Source organism: Euzebya rosea, assembly GCF_003073135.1.
In the GTDB taxonomy this organism is placed as follows: Bacteria; Actinomycetota; Nitriliruptoria; order Euzebyales; family Euzebyaceae; genus Euzebya; species Euzebya rosea.
The window spans coordinates 176,666-195,368 of record NZ_PGDQ01000012.1; the positions used below are offsets into that span (position 1 = coordinate 176,666).

Genomic DNA, 18,703 nt, shown 5'->3' on the forward strand with positions numbered 1-18,703 from the left:
GGGGGTCGCCTGGCGGATCACATGGCCACCCGCTCGCCCGACGTGGAGGGCGTGTCGGCGGTCACGACGAGCCCCTGTCGTCCGAGCGGCGCGACTGGAGGCGGGTCGGCGACCGTCGGGGCCGGGGACGACTCCGCCGTGCCGGGCTCCTCGCTCGCCGTGGGTACTTCGGATGCCACCTCGTCCGCCACGACCGGCTCGTCCGGGGACACATGCACGTCACCCACGAGGGGGTCCGCGGACGGGATGGGCTCCTCGGACGGGACGGGCTCCTCGATCGGGACGGGCTGCTCGATCGGGACGGGCTGCTCGATCGGGACGGGCTGCTCGGACGGGAGTGGCGCGAGGTCGTCGGCGAGCTCGGGGGCCTCCATCGGGACTCGGCGCTCGACCGGTCCGGCGGACGCCGTCGTCTCGACCGGCTCCAGCGGTCCGGCCGACTGCATCGAGGCTGCCGGCTCTCCGGGATCGGTCGACGCGGTCGATGCGCCCCGGCGGCCGATGGGGCCGGCGGGCTGCAGCGTGCCGTCGCCACGTCGCTCGGCGTAGGTGGGTCCGGCGACCGACTCGGGGTCGTCCGGGTCCGCGGGCAGCTCCACGCCCAGGGTGGTCAGGATCTCGTCCTGCAGTCGGACGAGCTCGCCGTGCACGACCTCCAGCGAGGCCGACTCGACGGTGGACTGCAGGGCGTCGACCTGCGCCCACAACGCCTCGATGGCCTCCATGGTCTCCACCGACGGCATCTCCTCCAGCGTCACCATCATCTGCACGGCCAGGGCCTCGGTGGTGCAGCCGACGCAGACGTGGTTGACCGCCACGGCCTGGTTGTTCGGGACGGCCACGTCCACTCGTCCGGTCGCGAGGAGCACCTGGAACGCCACGGCCCGGCTGCTGCAGCCGACGCAGCTGGCGGCGGCGTAGGCGACGTTGTGCTCGTCGACCACGGACTGGTCGTCGAGCCACTGCAGCTGGGCGACGAAGTCGGTGATGGACGTGCCGTCCACGGTGTTGACGGCCAGCACCACGTTGTCGCCGGGCCGAGCGTCAGCCGGCGGATCGAAGGGGAAGGGCCACGCGTCGACGGACGCCACCACCACTGCAGCGGTCGGCTGGGCCGTGCCCGCCCGATCCCCGCGGAGGGACGCCAGCCGCTCGCCCGACAGCACCAGCCAGCGGGCGGTCTGGTCCGCCAGCGGACGGGACTCGGGTACGGCGTGTTCGGTGGCGGCCGGTTCCACGGCCACCGTCCAGCGGTCGGGATCGATCGTGGCCGGGGTCGTGGCGGCTGCCCGGGGCAGGGGCAGGGAGGACGCCAGCATCGGACCGGCTGGCTGGGGCGCGGGCATCCAGCTGGTCGTGGTCGCCAGCAGCAACCCGAGCACGGCCACGCTGGCCAGGCCACGGGCGGCGGGACGTCCCTCGGTGGCGCCCCACAGGGCGGTTGCGCTGCGAGTCGACACCCGGCCGAGCAGGTAGACCATGCCGAGCGGCACCAGCCCGACGGTCAGGATGGCCACTGCGCCGAGGGCCACCCGCACGCCGTCGCCGGCGCCGAGGTTGGTTCGCAGCTGCGTCACGTGGAACGCGATGCTCTCCCCCGCCGACGCCAGCACGGACGGCAGCCCGATGACGGCGAGGACCAGCAGGGCCAGCAACGACGGGACGACGAGCAGGACCCAGCCGGTGACGACGGCCCGGACCCACGGGCGCAGCGCCTGCTGGGATCCGTCGCCGCGGCCGACGACGCCGAGCAGGATCGGCTTGATGCGGGCGAACAGGTCGGGCACGCCGGTCAGGTCCGCGAGGATGTGGTACCCGTCGAACCGCACGAGGGGGATCAGCTGCCGCAGCATCTGCAGCAGCTGGACGGGGAGGAGGACCAGGAGGGCGTCCTGGCGGGTGACCCCCCAGGCGGCGACGGCGCCGACGGCGAACAGGACGTTGAAGTACAGCCCGCCGAGGTCGACCCGCAGCCGTCCTCGCTTGTCCAGGCGGTAGGAGTCGGTCACGTCTGTCCAGAAGACCGGCCAGACCAGGTACAGCGCGGCGCCCATCGCGCCGGGGGTGGCGCCGCCGTAGCGGCAGGCCGCGGCATGGCCCAGCTCGTGGAACGCCGCGGACACCACGGTGCTGGCGATGACCAGCAGCAGCATCTCGGGGCGCTGGAGCACGTCGTCCAGCGCCATGCCGAGGCCACGGTCGACCATCACCCACCAGGTCATCAGGGCGAACGTCACGAGGACGGGCACGACCGCCCACCAGGCGAACAGCCAGGCGAACGGACGGACCAGCCACTGGGTGACCCTCGGGTTGCTGACGACCAGCCGCCACCGCAGGCCGAGCAGCGGGTTGCTGCGCCGCGGGGTCGGCTGGCTGCCGTCGGGACGGACCAGCAGCCCGGCCGGCGCCAGCTTCTCCGTGGCCAGGTACTGCACGTCGTCGGCCGTGACCGGCCGGACGATCCGATCGGCCACCACCGCCGCCACCTCGTCCCAGGAGCGCTGGCCGTCGATCGCGGACAGCACCTCGTACAGCAGCGGGCTGAGCTGCACGGTCTGGCCGTCGACACGACGGACGAGCAGGGGCGGGCGGACGTACCCCGACCCCTGCATGGGGCCGAGGAGGGCGACCCCCGACGCACGTTCGGGCGGTCGGGGGGTGGCGGTGGTGGTCATCGGAGGCGCAGCGGGGACGGTGCTACTGCAGGACCTCGGCGTCCTGGTCGGCAACAGCCTCGGCCACGACGTCGTCCAGGTTCTGGGTGATGATGGCGGTCTGGTCGGTGACCGCGGTGGCCTGGGAGGCGACGGCGCCGATGTTGGCCGACACCGCAGCCGTGATCGGGGCAGCGACGTTGGCGTTGGCCGCGATGGCGCCGGCAACCGGAGCGGCCAGGGCCGCGTCGAGGTTGGCGTTGACGTCGACGTTCAGCAGGCCGTCCTGGAGCAAGTTGCTCGTGTCGAGCTGACCGACGGCATCGGTCACGGCACCGCCGAGCTCCTCGGCCGCTTCGCCCACGACATCGGTCAGGTCGCCCGCCGCGTCGGTCACCCCGTCGGTGACGTCCCCGGTCGTGTCGGTGACGTCCCCGACCGCGTCGGTCACGGGATCGGTCACGTCGCCGGTCGCAGGCTGCACGACGTCGAAGCTGCGCGGGGCCACCATGCCGCCGTCGGCCCCGCCGCTCGTGCCGCCGCCGGTCTGGTCGACCACGGCCGACTGGGGCGCCTGGGCCGAGGCCTCCCCGGAGATGGTCTGCTCGATCGTGGCGTTCTGGCTGCCCATGGACTGCGAGATCGAGTCGACGGTCAGGACGTCGGCGGCGACCGCAGCGTCGATCGGGGCTGCCACGTTGGCGTTCGCTGCCACGGCCAGGTCGATCGGGGCGGCCAGGTCCAGCATCAGGTCGAGGTCGACGTTGAGGTTCAGCAGGGACAGCACCTCCTTGTCGGGAAGCGGCTGGGCCAGCTCGGCGTCCAGCTCGGCGCGGGAGAGGCGTGCGCCCTGTGCGGGCAGGCGGTCGTGCATGGTTGTGCTCCTCGTGTTCGGACATGCCGACGGGGAAGCGACCCCGTTCGTCTCGTCGCGCACCCGCCGGTCGGCGAGCGCGGGAACCGGATACCCGCCGGCGCGGGCGGGCTAACTAGTCGATACGGGTGATGGTCACCGACATGGCCGAGGGCAGCCCGGCTGGGCTGCCCTCGGATCCACGAGCTGATGGTCAGCGCTGGCAGAAGAGGATGGCGTCCTCACCCTCGCCTTCCTGGACCAGGCACGGCACCCCGTCGACGAGGACCGGGTCATCGCCGCCCTGGCTCTGCAGGGTGATGGTGTTGACCAGGACCAGCAGGAACGTGAGGGCGCTCAGCCCCGCGATGACCAGCAGGAGCTTGGCCCGGTTGTCCGGTTCGCGAAGGTCCTTGACGACGTCGGGTGTCCGGGCGTGTTCGTCACGCGCCTCGTGGCGATCGCCGAACCGGTGGCCGTCGTCGACGCGGTCGTCGGTGTACGGAGCCCGGTCGGCCACCTCGGTCCGCGGCAGCGGCACGGTCCGGGCCGCGCGGGCCCGGGCCACGGGGTCTGCCGGGTCGTCCGTCCGCTCGACCCGGAGCGGGTCGTCGGTCTCGCCGAGCGAACTGTTGGGGCCGTGGATGCTGCTCATGTCGTGTTCCCTCCCGTGCTGTCGAACCCCTGATGAGCTCGTGGGTCGAAGCTCTTCCCCCTTGGACCCGTCCCCAACCCGGGGCGGCCCCCACGCGAGGGCAGTGCATCGTTCGTGTCCGTGCGCACGGGCGGTCGGGTGTGTGGTGGGATCGTTCGGGTACCACGATCGACGTACCCGAAGCGCATACCCGACTCGACGAAGGAATGGGATCGCAGATGACCGACCGCACCGCACGCACCGAATGGGAGGGCGGCCTCGCCAAGGGAAAGGGCCGCACCGAGTTCGCGTCCTCCGGCATCGGCACGTTCGACGTGTCCTGGCCCGCCCGCGCGGAGTCGCCCAACGGCATGACCAGCCCCGAGGAGATGCTCGCGGCGGCGCACAGCTCCTGCTACTCCATGGCGCTGTCCAACGAGATCAGCAAGGCCGGTGGCACCCCGGAGAACATCGAGACACGCGCCACGGTCACCTTCGACACCAACGCGGTGAAGATCACCACGGTCGCCCTCACCGTCCGCGCACGGGTCGACGGGCTGGACGCAGAGGGGTTCGAGGCGGCAGCCCAGGCCGCGAAGAACGGCTGCCCCGTCTCGCAGCTGTTCGCCGGGAACGCCGAGATCACGCTCGACGCCGCCCTGTCCTGACCTGACCGCGGGGTCCTGACACACGAACCGCCCGGTGCCGTCGTGGCCCGGGCGGTTCGATCGTCAGCGTCGCGTGTCGGTTCGTATGCGGTCAGACCCCGCTGAGCACGTCGTGGCGAACGGCGTCGTCCGTCCCGTCGGCGCCGTCGGGGCGCGAAGTGGGCTCGGCGACGTCGCGGGTGGGGGTCACCGGGGCAGGTGTCGGGGCGGTGCGACCAACGCGTCCGACCAGCCGGCTCAACCCGTCGGCCACGGTCAGCAGCTCCTCGGCGGTGTGGCGGACGCCGGCCGCCACGGCCGCCGTGTGCTCCGCGGTGCGAGCGGTCGCGTTGACGTCGTCGGCGATGGCCGAGGAGCGGGTTGCGACCGTGGTCACGCTGCGGGAGATCTCCGCGGTCGTGACCTGCTGCTCCTCCACCGCCGCCGCGATGGTCTGCTGGGTGTCGGCGACCTGGGCGATGACATCGGCGATGCGGCCGATCGCCCGAACAGCCTCCTCGGTGTCGACCTGGATCGCACCGATCTGGTCGGCGACCTGTTGGGTGGCGTGTGCGGTCTCCCGTGCCAGGTCCTTCACCTCGTTGGCGACGACCGCGAAGCCCTTGCCCGCAGCACCGGCCCGCGCCGACTCGATGGTGGCGTTGAGGGCCAGCAGGTTGGTCTGGTCGGCGATCGCGCTGATGACCTCCACGACCTTGCCGATCTCCGCGGAGTTCGTGCCGAGGCGGTTGATGGCGTCGCGTGTGGTCGCCGTCTCGGCGACCGCGCCGTCGGCCACCTGCGATGCGCTCGTGACGGCCCGGCCGATCTCGGCGACCGACGCGTTCAGCTGCTCCACCCCCGTGGCGACGGTGGCCAGGTGGCTGTGGACGTCCTCGGCGGATGCCCCGACCCGGCGGGCCTTCACGGTGGTCTCCGCTGACGCGCCGTCGACCGCCGCGCTCGACGACGACAGCCCCTCCGAGGCCACGTGGACTTCCTCGGCACGGCGGGCGATGTCCCGGGCCAACCGCCCGCCGATCCAGCGGCTCAAGCCCCCGACGATGGCCATGATCAGCAGCGCGGGAAGTCCGAACGCCCGGACCTTCGCCCAGAACTGGGCGTCGACGTCGTCGACGTAGATGCCGGTCCCGACGACCCATCCCCACGGCTCGAACCCGGCGACGTAGGAGATCTTCGGCTGCGCCTCCTCCTCGTCGGGCTTGGGCCACAGGTAGTCCACGAACCCCTCCCCGCCGTCCCGGACGACGTCCACGAACTCCACGAAGAGCCGTGTCCCGTTCGCGTCCTCGAGGGTGGAGACGTCCTGGCCCTCGAGCTCCGGCTTGATCGGATGCATGACCACGGTCGGCGACATGTCGTTGATCCAGAAGTACTCGGTGCCGTCGTAGCGCAGGTCGCGGACCGCGTCGAGGGCCTCCTGCTGCGCCCCCTCCCGGGTCATCGCACCCGACTCCTCCAGGGCATGGAAGTGGCCGATGAGGGAGATGGCCAGCTCGGTGTGCTCGCGGGTCTTGACCCGCCGCGACTCCATCATGTCGTCGCGGGTGCCCAGCAGGCCGAACGTGATGACGACGAGGAGGCCCGCCAGCGCAACGGCGGTGATGGCGGCGAGTCGGGTCGAGATGGTCGTGTGGGTGAGCACGGACGCTCCGGTTTCGGAGGGGGCACGGGACGCAGGACCGATCGGCCGCTCCACGCCGGACCTGAGCCGGGTGCACCGGACGACGACAGGGCCCACGCCGGCGCGTCGCGTGCACGACACGTCATGATGGGCGACATGATGGACGTGGAGATCTGGTCGGACGTCGTGTGCCCGTGGTGTGCGGTCGGCAAGGTGCGCTTCGAGCGTGCGCTGGCCGCGTTCCCCCACCGTGAGCAGGTGACTGTGCGGTGGCGCAGCTTCGAGCTGGACCGGCATGCGCCGGCCAGCCGTGACGGCGACTACGCCTCGATGCTGGCCGCCAAGTACCGCACCTCGACCGATCAGGCCCAGGCGATGATCGACCGCATGGTGGAGCAGGGCGCGGCCGAGGGGCTGGACTTCCGCTTCGACATCGTGCGGCCCGGCAACACCTTCGACGCCCACCGCGTGCTGCACCTGGCGGCTGACCACGGCCTGCAGCACGAGGTGAAGAACCGCTTCCTCGACGCCTACCACTCGCAGGGCGAGGAGGTCGGCGATCACGAGGTGCTGGCCCGCCTGGCCGCCGAGGCCGGGATGGACGCCGAGGCGGTCCGGTCGATGCTGGCCACCGACGAGTACGCCGAGGCGGTCCGGGCCGACGAGGAGCAGGCGGTGGAGTACGGCATCTCCGGCGTGCCGTTCTTCGTGTTCGACCGGCGGATCGGGGTGTCCGGTGCCCAGCCGACCGAGGTCCTGCTGCAGGCGCTGGAGCAGGCCTGGGCCGCCCGGGGCGCGGACGCCGACCCGGCCGACGACCCGGCCAACCGCGGGGCCAACCACGAGCACGATGCCGACCACGAGCACGATGCCGGTGACGCGTGCGGCGTGGACGGCTGCGCGGTCGCCAGCTGACGCCGGCCGGCCCACGACGGCGCTGATGACCGATCCCCGCGTGCTGACCAGCGGCGTCGCCGCCTTCGACGCCCTGCTGGACGGGATCGCCATCGGCGACAACCTGGTGCTGCTCGTCGGCGACGACACGCCGATCGACTGGTTCGTCGACGCCTACGTCCGGGCCTCCGATCCCGACCGGCTGGTCGTCGTCGACACATCCGGTCGCCACGAGGTGCACAGCGCTCGGGCCGTGCTCGAGTGGGCCGACGGATCCGTCGGCGTGGCACAGGGGCGTGCGGCGTTCGATCGTGCCGACGAGCTGGTCGGGACCGACGCGCGGGTGGTGGTCGACTCGTTGACCGACGTGGCGGCCCGGTGGGGCAACGACGAGGCGCTGGACCTGTTCCTGGTGGCCTGCCCGCGGCTCTACCGGCGTCGCAGCATCGCGTTGTGGGTGCTCAAGCGCAGCGGCCACGACGAACGGTTCCTCCGTCGGCTGCGCGACGTGACGCAGGTCGTCGTCGCCGTCGGTGGCACGGCCGATCGCCTTGGCCTGACCGTCGAGAAGGCGGCCGGGCGTCCACCACACGTCACCGGACGGACGCTGGGGGCAACCCTTGTCGACGGCCAGCTGGTCGACGTGGACTCCGGTCCGACCAGCGGCGCTCGCCTCGGGGACACCATCCGCCGGTGGCGGACCGACCGTGGGGTCGGCCAGGCCGAGCTGGCGAGGCGGATCGGCATCAGCCCCTCGGCGCTGTCCCAGGCCGAGCGAGGGGTTCGTGGGGTGTCGGGTGAGACCGTGCTGCGGCTGTGGGAGGCGCTCGGGGTGCCGGTCGATCCCAGCGACCACGCGGCCGTCGGCTATCACATCGGTCGCAGGACCGGGGAGGACGCCACCCGCTTGGCCCCGGGTGTCACCGGCCGCCGATTGGTGTCCAGCCCGTCGAGCACCGCATGGGAGGTCACGCTCGACGCGCGGGCACGCGGCCGCGGGCCGTTGTTCCCCGGCAAGGGCACCGAGACGGTGGTGCTGCGGGACGGGGTGCTGGACCTCGAGCTCGGGAAGGTCACGGAGACCCTCCAGGCCGGCGACGCCATCGTGCTCGACGCCGCGGTCATCGACGGCTGGTCGAATCCCGCGGACCATCCCGCGACCGCCGTCTGGACCATCACGGGCTGACCTTCTCCTTGTTGCTTCATGTTGGAGCTTGGATATGAAGCTATGCTTCATGGTTCAGAGGTTGCTCATCGGGAAAGGACGAGTGCCGTGACCAGGACCATGTCTGCCCGCCAAGTCGTGCTGACCAGCACCGGACGGGCCCAGCTGCAGGAGCGTGTCGCCGACGCGCGTCGCGCTGCCGCGCTCACGGAGGAGGCAAGCGGGGATCGCCAACGCATCCTCGCCGAGATCGCCGCCATGGAGGATGCGCTTCGCCAGGCCGTCGTCGTGGAGGAGGTCCAGGAGGATCCCACGATCGTCGAGCTCGGCGACGAGGTCGTCGTCAGGGACGCCGTCGGCGAGGAGGAGACCTTCCGCCTCGTGCATCCGCTGGAGGCACGGCTGGGCCCCGACCACATCTCCGTCGACTCCCCCCTCGCCCGCGCCCTCATGGGCCGCCGCCCCGGCGAGTGCGTCGTCGTCCAGGCGCCCGCCGGCCCCTACGAGCTGACGATCATCGATCGTCGCCGGCTCAGCTGATCCGCCGTTCAGCTGACGTCCCGGAGGCGGGTCTCCTGGTCCGCCTCCGGGACGACGCCGAAGCCATCGGCGTACAGCCCGGCGACCAGCTGTCGCTCCTCGTCGGTCAGGTTCGGGGCGGCTGACGCGCCGACGAACTCCTCGAGCTGGTCGACGTCGTAGATGTTGGGCAGGGTGGTGGCGACCCCGTCGTGGTCCAGGACCCAGCGCAGCGCCGCCTGTCCGAGCGTCCGGTCGGTCCGCTCCAGGAACCGCAGCCGTTCGACCTTCTGCACGCCCTCCAGCAGCCAGCTGCGGGGACGGTGACGGCGGTGGTCGTTCGCGGGCAGGACCGTGTCAGCACGCATGTGGCCCTCGAGCAGCCCCGAGCTGTGGGGGACTCGCACGATCAGGCCGGTGTCGGTCTCGCGGGCCGCGGCGATGAGGTCCCGCCCGGGGTCCTGCTCGAGGATGTTGTGGATCAGGTGGACGACGTCGAGGTCGCGCGTGCGCATCGCGTGCAGGCCCTCGTCCCGCCAGCCGATCCGCGGGCCGAGGGCGATGGCGGTGGCCCGCACCTTGCCCTCCGCCTTCGCCTGCTGGAGGAACCCGAACAGGTCGTCGTCCTCGAGGTGCCCCATGCGGGGGTTGTGCAGCTGCCAGACGTCGACGACGTCGGTCCCGAGCCGTCGGAGCGAGTCGTCGAGGGCCCTCGCCACGCTGGCGACATCGGTGCGGTGCGGTCGCTCCTGCTGGCCACGGGACCCGGCGTCGCTGTCGAGGTCGTAGCCGAACTTCGTGCCGATGACGATCTCGTCCCTGACCCCACCCAGGGCCTCGGCCAGCACCTCCTCGCCGTGGCCGTCACGGTAGACGCTGGCCGTGTCGAAGAACGTGACCCCGGCGTCGAAGGCCGCCCGGTGCAGGCCCACGGCCTCCTGGCGGGTGTACTCGCCCCACCAGCCCGTGGTGACGGTCCAGTTCCCGAAGCCGATCTCGCTGACCTCGATGTCGGGAGTGAGCTGACGCATGCGCATTGGCGGTGCCCTTTCGTGGAGGGGTCGACGTCCTCGTGGTCGCCGACGGCAGGTCGTCGACGACGTCCGTGCGCCGACGTGGGCGGGGCCTCTCGGGCCCCCGGGGTCTCAGCTGGTCGACAGCCGCACGGTGCAGAGGCTGGGTTCGACGAACGGCACCATGGCATCGGCGGTGGTGGTCGACCCGAGGGCATCGAGCGCACCCCTGACGATGCCGAGGTGGGTCTGGCAGATCAGGTCCTCGTGGCCCCGTGCCAGGTCGGCGAACGGGCAGCGCCGCAGCAGCACCGTGTCGTCCTCTCGGGACGGGGCGAACCCGAGCCGGTCGAGGAGCGCCACGACACGTTCGACCGCGTCGCTGTCGGACACGACGGTGCCGGGCCGGGGCGCATCGATCAGGTGGGCACCCCAGCGGCGTCCCGACTCCAGCGGCGAGGCCGGGCGATCCACCAGCTGGCTGAGCAGGATCTCGGCCAGCAGCCGGTAGCCACCGTCGGCCGACGTCGTCGCCGCGGGGGTCGTGGTCCAGGCGAGCGGCGGACGGCCCGGGGCATCGGTCACGACCCGCTCGGAGGTGACCAGGCCCGCGTCGTGGAGCACCTCGAGGTGCCCGCGGACCGTGGACACGTGCAGGCCGACCGCGTCGGCGATGTCGCGGATGCCCATCGGTTCGGGCGTCGCACGCAGCACGTCCACGATGTGGCTGCGACTGTCGTCGCCCATCGCGCGGTGCACCTTGGTCGCGTCACTCATCGGTGTCTCCGCATGATCGCGGGTCACCACGTCGATCGCCACGCCGGGAGGGGCAGTCACTGGCTGGCCCCGAGGTCAGCGGCCGCGCCGGTCGTCCGACCAGCCGTCCGATCCGGTTCCGTGCCGGGTTCGATCGCCCAGCCGAGCATGCCACCCGCGACGAACATGCCGCCGATGACGAACAGCACGAGCTGGGCCGTCCCCTCGGTCAACACGCCGTAGGCCGCGATCGGCATGCCGAGGGCGAGGACCAAGGGGAAGCACGACGGCGAGGGCATGTGGATCGACGTGGGGTCGACGGGTTCCGGCACCTGCAGCTGCCCGTCCCGCTGCTTGCGGAACCAGACCTCGTCGCGTTCGCTGATCTCGGGGATCGCGTCGAAGTTGTGGGGTGGCGCAGGGCAGGGAGTCAACCACTCGACGGTCCGGGCGTCCCACGGGTCCGGGGGCAGCTGCTGGTCGCTTCGGTACAGCCGCCAGCAGGCGAAGAGGAAGACCATGAAGGAGAGGGCGATGACGAACGCGCCGCTGCTGGACACCAGATTCCAGGTGTTCCAGCCCATGCCGTCGGCGTAGGTGTAGTAGCGCCGGGGCATGCCGTTCAGGCCCAGGAGGTGCATCGGCCCGAACGTCAGGTTGAAGCCGACCAGCATCAGGACGAAGTGGACCCGCCCGAGCCGCTCGTCGAACATCTTCCCGAACGCCTTGGGCGCCCAGAAGTAGATGGCCCCGAACAGCGCGAACAGCGCGCCGCCGAACAGCACGTAGTGGAAGTGGGCGACGATGTAGTAGGTGTCGTGCTGCTGGGTGTCGCTGGGCACCAGGGCATGGGTGACGCCCGACAGGCCACCGATGGTGAACATCGAGACCAGTCCGATGGAGAACAGCATCGGGGTGGTGAAGCGGATCTGCCCGCCCCACATCGTGCCCAGCCAGTTGAAGATCTTGATGCCGGTCGGGACGGCGATGACCATCGAGCTGATCCCGAAGGCGGCGTCGGCGACCGGGCCCAGGCCCGTGGCGAACATGTGGTGCGCCCACACACCCCACCCCATGAACGCGATCGCGATACCGGAGAAGACCACGGCGGTGTAGCCGAACAGCGGCTTCCGGCTGAAGACCGGCAGGATCTCCGAGACGATCCCGAACGCCGGCAGGATCATGATGTAGACCTCGGGATGCCCGAACAGCCAGAACATGTGCTGCCACAGCACCGGGTCGCCGCCGTTGGTGGGGTCGTAGAACGGTGCGGCGAAGCGGACCTGGAACATCATCTGCCACAGGGCGATGCCCAGGACCGGCATGGCGAACAGCAGCATCGCAGCGGTGACGAAGGTCATCCACGCGAACGTCGGCATTCGCATCAACGTCATGCCCGGCGCGCGCATATTCAGGGTGGTCGTGATGAAGTTCACCGCGGACGCCAAGGAGGCGACACCGGCGATCTGCAGGCCGAGGGAGTAGAACACCATCCGCGACTGATGGATGGCTGCGCTGTCCGACCCGAGGGTCAGTCCACCGGGGTCCGGGCCGAGCGTGCCCGCCAACGGCGAGTAGCTGACCCACGACCCGTTGGGCAGGCCGTCGAACAGCACGGCGCTGTAGACGAAGATCCCGGCGGCGAGGAAGACCCACCAGCTGAGCGCGTTGAGCCGGGGGAAGGCCACGTCGCGGGCACCGATCTGGAGCGGCAGCAGGAAGTTCATGAACGCCGCGCCCAGCGGCATGACCACGAAGAACACCATGGTCAGCCCGTGCATGGTGAAGATCTGGTTGTACTGGTCGGCGGTGACCAGGGTGCCGTTCGGCCCGGCCAGCTGGACACGGATCAGCAGCGCCTCGAGCCCGCCGATGGCGAAGAACGCCAGCGACGCCACGCCGTACATGATCCCGATCCGCTTGTGGTCGACGGTCGTGACCCAGGACCACCATCCGGTCGTGGCCACGGGACGTGCGAAGACGCTCCGACGGGCGCGGGTGCGCTGTCGATCCTCGACAACCGTCACACCAGCCTCCTTTTTCTGGGTTGGTACCGATTAAATGGTAATGAACCTGAATAAAGCACTGCGCCCGCTCATTCGCAAGGCGGCTGGTCATCGCAGCTGGGCCAGCACCTCCGCCCTCGCGGTCGGGTCGCGACGAAGGCGTCCACGGAGCGACGTGGTGATGGTGGTGGTCCCGCGAGCGCGGACCCCGCGCAGCGCCATGCACAGGTGCTCGGCCTGGACAACCACCGCCGCCCCGTCTGCGGCCAGCTCCGCCATCACCCAGTCGGCAACCTGTGCGGTCAGGTGCTCCTGCACCTGGAGCCGCCGCGCATGGGCATCCACGGCACGGACCAGCTTGGAGAGGCCGGCGACCCGGCCGCAGGGGAGGTAGGCGATATGTGCCACCCCGACGAACGGCAGCAGGTGGTGGGCGCAGAGGGACTGCACCGCGACGTCGCGGACGACGACCACCCCCTCGTATCCGGCCTCGTCGGGGAAGGTGGTCGGCTCGAACGGCTCGGGTGACAGCAGCTCCTCCAGGGCATCGACGACGCGACGAGGCGTGTCTCGAAGCTGGGGCGAGGTCGCGTCCTGCCCGAACGCATCCAACAGGTCACGCACGGCGGCCACCGCTGCGGCACGGTCGAGACGTGGCGCCTCGGGCACCTGGACCCGCGCGAGGGCATCGACGGCGTGCGCAGTCGCCGGGGACGGTCCGGTCACGACGCCACCAGCGCATCCAGCGCCTCGCCCGGATCCATCAGGCGCGCTCGGTCGATCGTCCGGCCCGACTCGACCAGCCCGCGAAGGGTGTCCTGGACGTCCCAGATGTTGGCGTTCATCGCCGCCCCGACCCGGCCGTCGGCCAGCCAGAACGCCATGAACCTGCCGTCGGACGGGTCACCCCTGAAGACGACCTCCATCGATGGATCGGGCAGGCCCACCAGCTCCATGCCCAGCTCGTACTGATCGGAGAAGAAGTAGGGCATCCGGTCGTACTGCGTGTCGCCGCCGAGCATGTTGACGGCGGCGACCGTTCCTTGGTTCATGGCGTTCGCCCAGTGTTCGACCCGGATGCGGCGGTCGAGGCGTGGATGCCACGCCGCCGCGACATCACCGGCCGCGAAGATCCCCGGAACGGAGGTCTCCAGCCGCGCGTCGACCTCGATGCCGTCCCCGACCCGCAGCCCGGCCCGGGCGGCCAGCTGGGCCCGTGGGCGGACGCCGACACCGACGACGACGACATCGGCGGACAGGACGGTGCCGTCGGCGAGCTGCACGGCGGTGACCCGTCGGTCGCCGAGGACGGCGGCGACCGTGGCATGGGTGTGCAGGACCACGCCGTGACTGGCGTGCAGGTCGCGGTAGACCGCACCAACCCGCTCACCGAGCGTCCGCCCGAGCGGCACCGAGCCCTGCTCCACGAGGGCAACCTCGACGCCCATCTGCCGGGCCGACGCCGCCACTTCCGAGCCCAGCCAGCCACCGCCCACCACGACGAGTCGTTCGGCCCGCCGGAGTGCGCCCTGCAGTCGCTCGGCATCGGCGATGCGGCGAAGGACGTGCACGCCGGCGAGGTCGCTCCCTCGAACCGGCAGTGCCCGAGGCTCGGCTCCCGTGGCGAGCAACAACCGGTCCCAGCTGCGTGACCGACCGTTGCCGAGGACGATCCGTCGGTCGGCGATGTCGATCCAGGTGACGGCGCTGTCGAGGACGACGTCGACGTCGACGTCGGTCCATCCCTGCGCGTCGAGCACGAGGGTGTCCTCGACGGCCACCTCGCCGCGCAGGTACTGCTTGGACAACTGGGGACGTTCGTACGGCAGGTGCCGTTCGTCGCCGACCAGGACGACCCTGCCGTCGAACCCGTGCTCCCGCAGGGTGCGGGCGGCGGTGGCACCGGCCAGGCCGGCGCCCACGATGATGTGCGTTTCGGTTGCGGTCACGACGCGCTCCAGTCGGGCTCGGCGCTCAGCCACGAGCGGTCGCGGAGGGCAACGGGTTGGCATCGCGCGGGACCGCCGCGGCCAACCGGGCAAGCGTCAGTGCGCCGAGCAGCAACCCGAAGTCGCGCAGGGCCACGTCGTAGTGATCGCCGAGCACCAGGAGGTCGAGGATGATCCCGCCGAGCCACCCGGCGACGACCCACCCCCCGATCCGCGGCCTGGCGAACACGAGGATCCCGGCGACCACCTCGACGACGCCGACCACGGACATCAGCGCTCCGCCGGAGATCCCCAGGGTGTCGGTGAACACGGGCGCGACGTAGGTCTCCCAGTCGACGAGCACGTTGGTGAACTTGTCGAGGCCGAAGAGGATCGGCGCGACGGTGAACCCGAGGCGGAGCAACCAGAAGGCCTGGATGACGGGGACCGGGAGATCCCGGTCGCGGATCACGGACAGGCGGTCGACCTGGTTCGAGGAGGTGGGGGCATGGGCGGACATCGCGGTTCCTTTCTATCGTCAGTTGATGTTGACGATAGTGATCCCCTCTCCTTTGAAAAGTCAACAAGGATTATTTTTGGTCGGATACGCTCGGGAACATGACCACCCCAGCCGTCCCCGACCCGGACCCGATCGACGTCGTCGCCGCCCTCGGGGACCCCAACCGGCGCCTGCTGTACGAGCACGTGGTCGACGCCAGCGGATGGGTCGGTCGCGACGCTGCCGCTGCGGCCAGCGGCCTGCGCCGGGGCATCACGGCCCACCACCTGGACAGGCTGGCCGAGCTCGGGCTGCTCGAGGTCGACTACCAGCGCCTCAGCGGACGAACGGGACCCGGCGCCGGACGCCCTGCCAAGGTCTACCGTCGTGCCAGGCGCGACGTCGACGTCAGCCTGCCGCCGAGGGACTACGCCCTGCCCGGACGGCTGCTTGCCGACGCCCTCGTGCGCGCATCGACGACAGGGGAGGATCCCGGACGCCTGCTGGACGATGTCGCCCGACGCGAGGGCGTGGCCCTCGGGGCGGCGATGGCCGTCGAGGCGGACGGCACCCCCTCGACCGAGGCGGTCATGGCCACGCTGGAAACACGCGGGTTCGAACCGACCCGGGACGACAACGGCACGATCGTCCTCCGCAACTGCCCCTTCCACGAGCTCGCCCGCAGCCACACCGCGTTGATCTGCGGCATGAACCACTGCCTGCTGACCGCGGCGGTCGAGGCCGCCGGCGCGGCCCTCGACGCATCGCTCGAGCCGGACGACGACGTCTGCTGCGTCCGCCTCCACCACCGCCCGGGCGACGGTGGACCCGAGCCGACATCCGCGGTCCGTGACCGAACTTGAACTCGCATACTCGTTGCGGCACGCTCCGGCACATGCAGTCAACATTGTCGCGTCGCCGACTATTTGCCCCTGCCCTCGGGCTCATCGCCCTCGTCCTCCCCCTCCTCGTCGGGTCCCTGGTGCCCGTCGCGGCCCAGACCGGTCCCGATCCGGCGGGCGTGTCGTCGATTGCCGACGACGTCACCGCCGTGCCGTGGGACGGTGCCGACCCGGCCACACGCATGCGGGCCGTCGCTGCCCTCGCCCCGACCACCCGTGCGATCGTGAGCACGACAGGGGCCTTCCCCGACGCACTGGCCTCCGGTGTCCTGCAGGACGACGCCATGCTCGTCGGCGCAACCGACGGTCGTCTCGACGACGCCACCAAGGCCCTGCTCACCGACGCCGACGTCGACGAGGTCATCATCCTCGGTGGGGTCGCCGCGGTCCCCGAGGACGTGCGTGCCGACCTGCCGGCCGGCGCCGACATCACCCGCATCTCCGGCCGTGACCGGACCGAGACCGCGGCCGAGGCGGCCCTGCAGGTCGCCACGGGCGACGTCTCCACGGTGCTGCTCGCCCGTGCCCGTGGCCCCGAGGGCAACCCCTCCGCCGGCTTCATCGACGCCATCGGCGCCGGTGCGTGGGCCGCCGCCACCGGCTTCCCGGTGCTGCTGGTGGACAACAACTTCGTCACCGACGCCACCCGTCAGGCCATGGCCACCCTGGACCCCGACGAGCTGGTCGTCATCGGCGGGACGGCCGCGGTGTCGGAGGAGGCGGCCGAGGCTGTCGCCGCGGGCCGTGACATCCGTCGTGTCGCCGGACCCGAGCGCTTCACCACCGCCGCCCGCATCGCCGCGGAGACCCGACCCGACGGTGCCCAGACGGTCGTGCTGCTGGACGGCACCGACCCCGACGCGTGGACCACCGGCTTCGCGGCTGCCCACCCGGCAGCCACCCGGGATGCCGCGATCCTGTTGAGCAACGGCGAGGAGCTGCCGGCGGCGACCCTGGCCGCGCTGGACGACCTGTCCCCCTCCTCCCTGATCTGCGCGGCCCCCTCCACCGCCTGCAACGCCGCACGCGACGCGGCCGGCCTTCCGGCCCTCGCCTCGCTCGGGATCACCCCGGCGCCGGGCATGCCCCTGCCCGTGGGGACCGCCGTGTCGTTCAGCAGCAACACCGAGGCCACCGTGACCGACGACGGCGGGTGCCTGAGCGGCGGCACCCGGTCCGGGGATGCCGCACGTGACTGCACCGTGGTCGTGCGCGTTGCCGGCGACGACACCCTAGTGGGCCGGACCGCCACCGTCACCTGGCCGGCGCTCGTCCCCTCCGACACCACCGTGGAGGGCCCAGCGGAGTACCTGTCGATCCTCGGTGGTGGCCGTTGGGACTTCGACGACACCGTCGACGTCCGGCCGGCCGCCGACATCAACAACAGCAAGGGTGCACAGGTCGACACGGCCGCATCGGTCCTGCGCTACGGCGCCGAGCCCGGCAACGTGCCCGTCCTGTGGTCCAACTTCGGCGGCGCCGTGCCCGTCCCGCCTGACGGCCTGGCCGTCCCCGTCGACAGCGCCCGCTTCACCCGCGTGGTCGCCCGCGTGTACAGCCCCGCGGCCGGTCCGCTGGGGCTGGAGTTCCGGTCCTGCTCGACCACCCCCAACGTGGACTGCATCAACCCGGCGTCGATGGTGGCGCAGGGACGTGCGGGCGCGAACCTGCAGCCCGGCTGGCAGACGGTCGCCATCGACCTGGCCGGCGACGCGGCGTGGACGGGCAACCCGATCCACACCATCTACCTGTACGCCAACGGCGGAACCCTGATCGACGACCTGCGGATCACCGACGGGTCGACCGCCCGGACGATCACCACGACGACCGCGCCCGGCGTGGCCGTCCGGTGGGACCTCGACGACGACCCCGGCAACAACACCGACCCGACGTCTGCGCTGTGGGGGGACCTGCCCGGCGGCGTGCTCGACCCCAACGTCCTGCCGCCCGGTCGCTACTGGCTGCACACCGTGGCCGCCGACGGCACCGCCGGCAGCACGGCCGGTCCGATCGACATCGTCTCGCCCGGGTTGTCCGAGGGCCCGCTGGTCCTGGACGGTGAGTGGGCACGCGACGTCCGCGGCAACGCCTGGGACTTCGCTGCCGGCGGGCTCGTCGCCGGGACCGACGACGTGATCGAGCTCGGCAACGCCGAGCGGATCGACGGGGCCGGGCTGCGCGGCCGCAACACCAACCACTCCGGTGACCCCTACCTCGTCCTGGACGTGCCCACGCCGATCGACACCTCCGTGTGGACCCACGTGGTCGTGGAGTTCTCCGTCGACGGCCCGTTCGACCTGGCGTTCGCGCCCGGCGGGGGAACGATGGGCCGGGTCCTGTACCAGCAGGGTGACCACGTGTGGCGCAACGGCAACGACATCGTGGCCTACCCCAACCAGCGGACCTACGTCGTGGAGATGACCGGCCCCCACTCCCTGGAGCCCAACACCCCGGCGTGGCAGGCCGCCCCGGTCACCGGGCTGCGGTTCGACCCCAACGAGGACGAGGCCCCGGGCCGTACCTGGCACGTGGAGTCCATCCGCCTGACCCGGGGGTGGCCGACCCGCTGACCCGTTCGCCGATCAACC

At 71.4% G+C, this 18,703-nt stretch carries 16 protein-coding genes; 6 read left to right on the plus strand and 10 right to left on the minus strand.

What is annotated here, in order from left to right; all coding sequences use genetic code 11:
• Positions 1-17: 17 nt before the first annotated feature.
• The 3 genes from CUC05_RS16745 to CUC05_RS16755 all read right to left on the minus strand — a co-directional run bounded on the left by CUC05_RS16745 (position 18) and on the right by CUC05_RS16755 (position 4,162).
• The gene (locus tag CUC05_RS16745; protein WP_108667267.1) at positions 18-2,675 is read right to left on the minus strand and encodes a hypothetical protein; all 2,658 of its coding nucleotides are present in this window, start codon (positions 2,673-2,675) and stop codon (positions 18-20) included.
• Between the two features lie 22 nt (positions 2,676-2,697).
• Complete coding sequence (locus CUC05_RS16750) at positions 2,698-3,528, minus strand: peptidoglycan-binding protein (RefSeq protein WP_108667268.1); 831 nt, start codon at positions 3,526-3,528, stop codon at positions 2,698-2,700.
• A gap of 193 nt (positions 3,529-3,721) precedes the next feature.
• Positions 3,722-4,162, minus strand: a complete 441-nt coding sequence (locus tag CUC05_RS16755) for a hypothetical protein (protein ID WP_108667269.1) — start codon at positions 4,160-4,162, stop codon at positions 3,722-3,724.
• A 218-nt stretch (positions 4,163-4,380) separates the two neighbouring features.
• Here CUC05_RS16755 and CUC05_RS16760 point away from each other — a divergent pair, with 218 nt between their 5' ends.
• On the plus strand, positions 4,381-4,809 hold the full coding sequence (locus CUC05_RS16760) for an OsmC family peroxiredoxin (protein WP_108667304.1): 429 nt from the start codon (positions 4,381-4,383) through the stop codon (positions 4,807-4,809).
• Positions 4,810-4,900: 91 nt separating this feature from the next.
• Here CUC05_RS16760 and CUC05_RS16765 read toward each other — a convergent pair whose 3' ends face one another.
• On the minus strand, positions 4,901-6,454 hold the full coding sequence (locus CUC05_RS16765; protein ID WP_157965674.1) for a cache domain-containing protein: 1,554 nt from the start codon (positions 6,452-6,454) through the stop codon (positions 4,901-4,903).
• Between the two features lie 123 nt (positions 6,455-6,577).
• Between CUC05_RS16765 and CUC05_RS16770 the strand changes: the two genes are divergently transcribed.
• The 3 genes from CUC05_RS16770 to CUC05_RS16780 all read left to right on the plus strand — a co-directional run bounded on the left by CUC05_RS16770 (position 6,578) and on the right by CUC05_RS16780 (position 9,032).
• Positions 6,578-7,348 (plus strand): DsbA family oxidoreductase, encoded by a 771-nt coding sequence (locus CUC05_RS16770; protein WP_205712385.1) that lies wholly within the window; start codon positions 6,578-6,580, stop codon positions 7,346-7,348.
• A 25-nt stretch (positions 7,349-7,373) separates the two neighbouring features.
• Positions 7,374-8,513 (plus strand): helix-turn-helix domain-containing protein, encoded by a 1,140-nt coding sequence (locus CUC05_RS16775; RefSeq protein ID WP_157965675.1) that lies wholly within the window; start codon positions 7,374-7,376, stop codon positions 8,511-8,513.
• A gap of 87 nt (positions 8,514-8,600) precedes the next feature.
• Entirely contained in the window at positions 8,601-9,032 is a 432-nt protein-coding gene (locus CUC05_RS16780) for a GreA/GreB family elongation factor (RefSeq protein ID WP_157965676.1), read from the plus strand.
• An 8-nt stretch (positions 9,033-9,040) separates the two neighbouring features.
• Here the strand turns inward: CUC05_RS16780 and CUC05_RS16785 are convergent, their stop codons facing one another.
• From CUC05_RS16785 to CUC05_RS16810, 6 genes are all read right to left on the minus strand, one after another.
• Positions 9,041-10,042 carry an aldo/keto reductase gene (locus CUC05_RS16785; RefSeq protein ID WP_205712386.1) on the minus strand — a complete coding sequence of 334 codons (1,002 nt, stop codon included), beginning with the start codon at positions 10,040-10,042 and terminating at the stop codon, positions 9,041-9,043.
• A gap of 114 nt (positions 10,043-10,156) precedes the next feature.
• Positions 10,157-10,801 carry a helix-turn-helix transcriptional regulator gene (locus tag CUC05_RS16790; protein ID WP_157965677.1) on the minus strand — a complete coding sequence of 215 codons (645 nt, stop codon included), beginning with the start codon at positions 10,799-10,801 and terminating at the stop codon, positions 10,157-10,159.
• A 56-nt stretch (positions 10,802-10,857) separates the two neighbouring features.
• Positions 10,858-12,807 (minus strand): cytochrome c oxidase subunit I, encoded by a 1,950-nt coding sequence (gene ctaD / locus CUC05_RS16795; RefSeq protein WP_205712387.1) that lies wholly within the window; start codon positions 12,805-12,807, stop codon positions 10,858-10,860.
• Between the two features lie 87 nt (positions 12,808-12,894).
• Entirely contained in the window at positions 12,895-13,512 is a 618-nt protein-coding gene (gene folE, locus CUC05_RS16800; RefSeq protein WP_108667275.1) for a GTP cyclohydrolase I, read from the minus strand.
• Positions 13,509-14,735: an NAD(P)/FAD-dependent oxidoreductase gene (locus tag CUC05_RS16805; RefSeq protein WP_108667276.1), complete on the minus strand. Its 1,227-nt coding sequence runs from the start codon at positions 14,733-14,735 to the stop codon at positions 13,509-13,511. The genes folE and CUC05_RS16805 overlap by 4 nt, the downstream gene beginning before the upstream one ends.
• A gap of 25 nt (positions 14,736-14,760) precedes the next feature.
• Positions 14,761-15,234 (minus strand): hypothetical protein, encoded by a 474-nt coding sequence (locus CUC05_RS16810; RefSeq protein WP_108667277.1) that lies wholly within the window; start codon positions 15,232-15,234, stop codon positions 14,761-14,763.
• Between the two features lie 98 nt (positions 15,235-15,332).
• Here CUC05_RS16810 and CUC05_RS16815 point away from each other — a divergent pair, with 98 nt between their 5' ends.
• Together CUC05_RS16815 and CUC05_RS16820 are read left to right on the plus strand one after the other, a co-directional pair.
• The gene (locus tag CUC05_RS16815; RefSeq protein ID WP_108667278.1) at positions 15,333-16,076 is read left to right on the plus strand and encodes a helix-turn-helix transcriptional regulator; all 744 of its coding nucleotides are present in this window, start codon (positions 15,333-15,335) and stop codon (positions 16,074-16,076) included.
• A gap of 32 nt (positions 16,077-16,108) precedes the next feature.
• Complete coding sequence (locus tag CUC05_RS16820) at positions 16,109-18,685, plus strand: cell wall-binding repeat-containing protein (RefSeq protein WP_114476328.1); 2,577 nt, start codon at positions 16,109-16,111, stop codon at positions 18,683-18,685.
• The last annotated feature ends 18 nt before the right edge of the window (positions 18,686-18,703 follow it).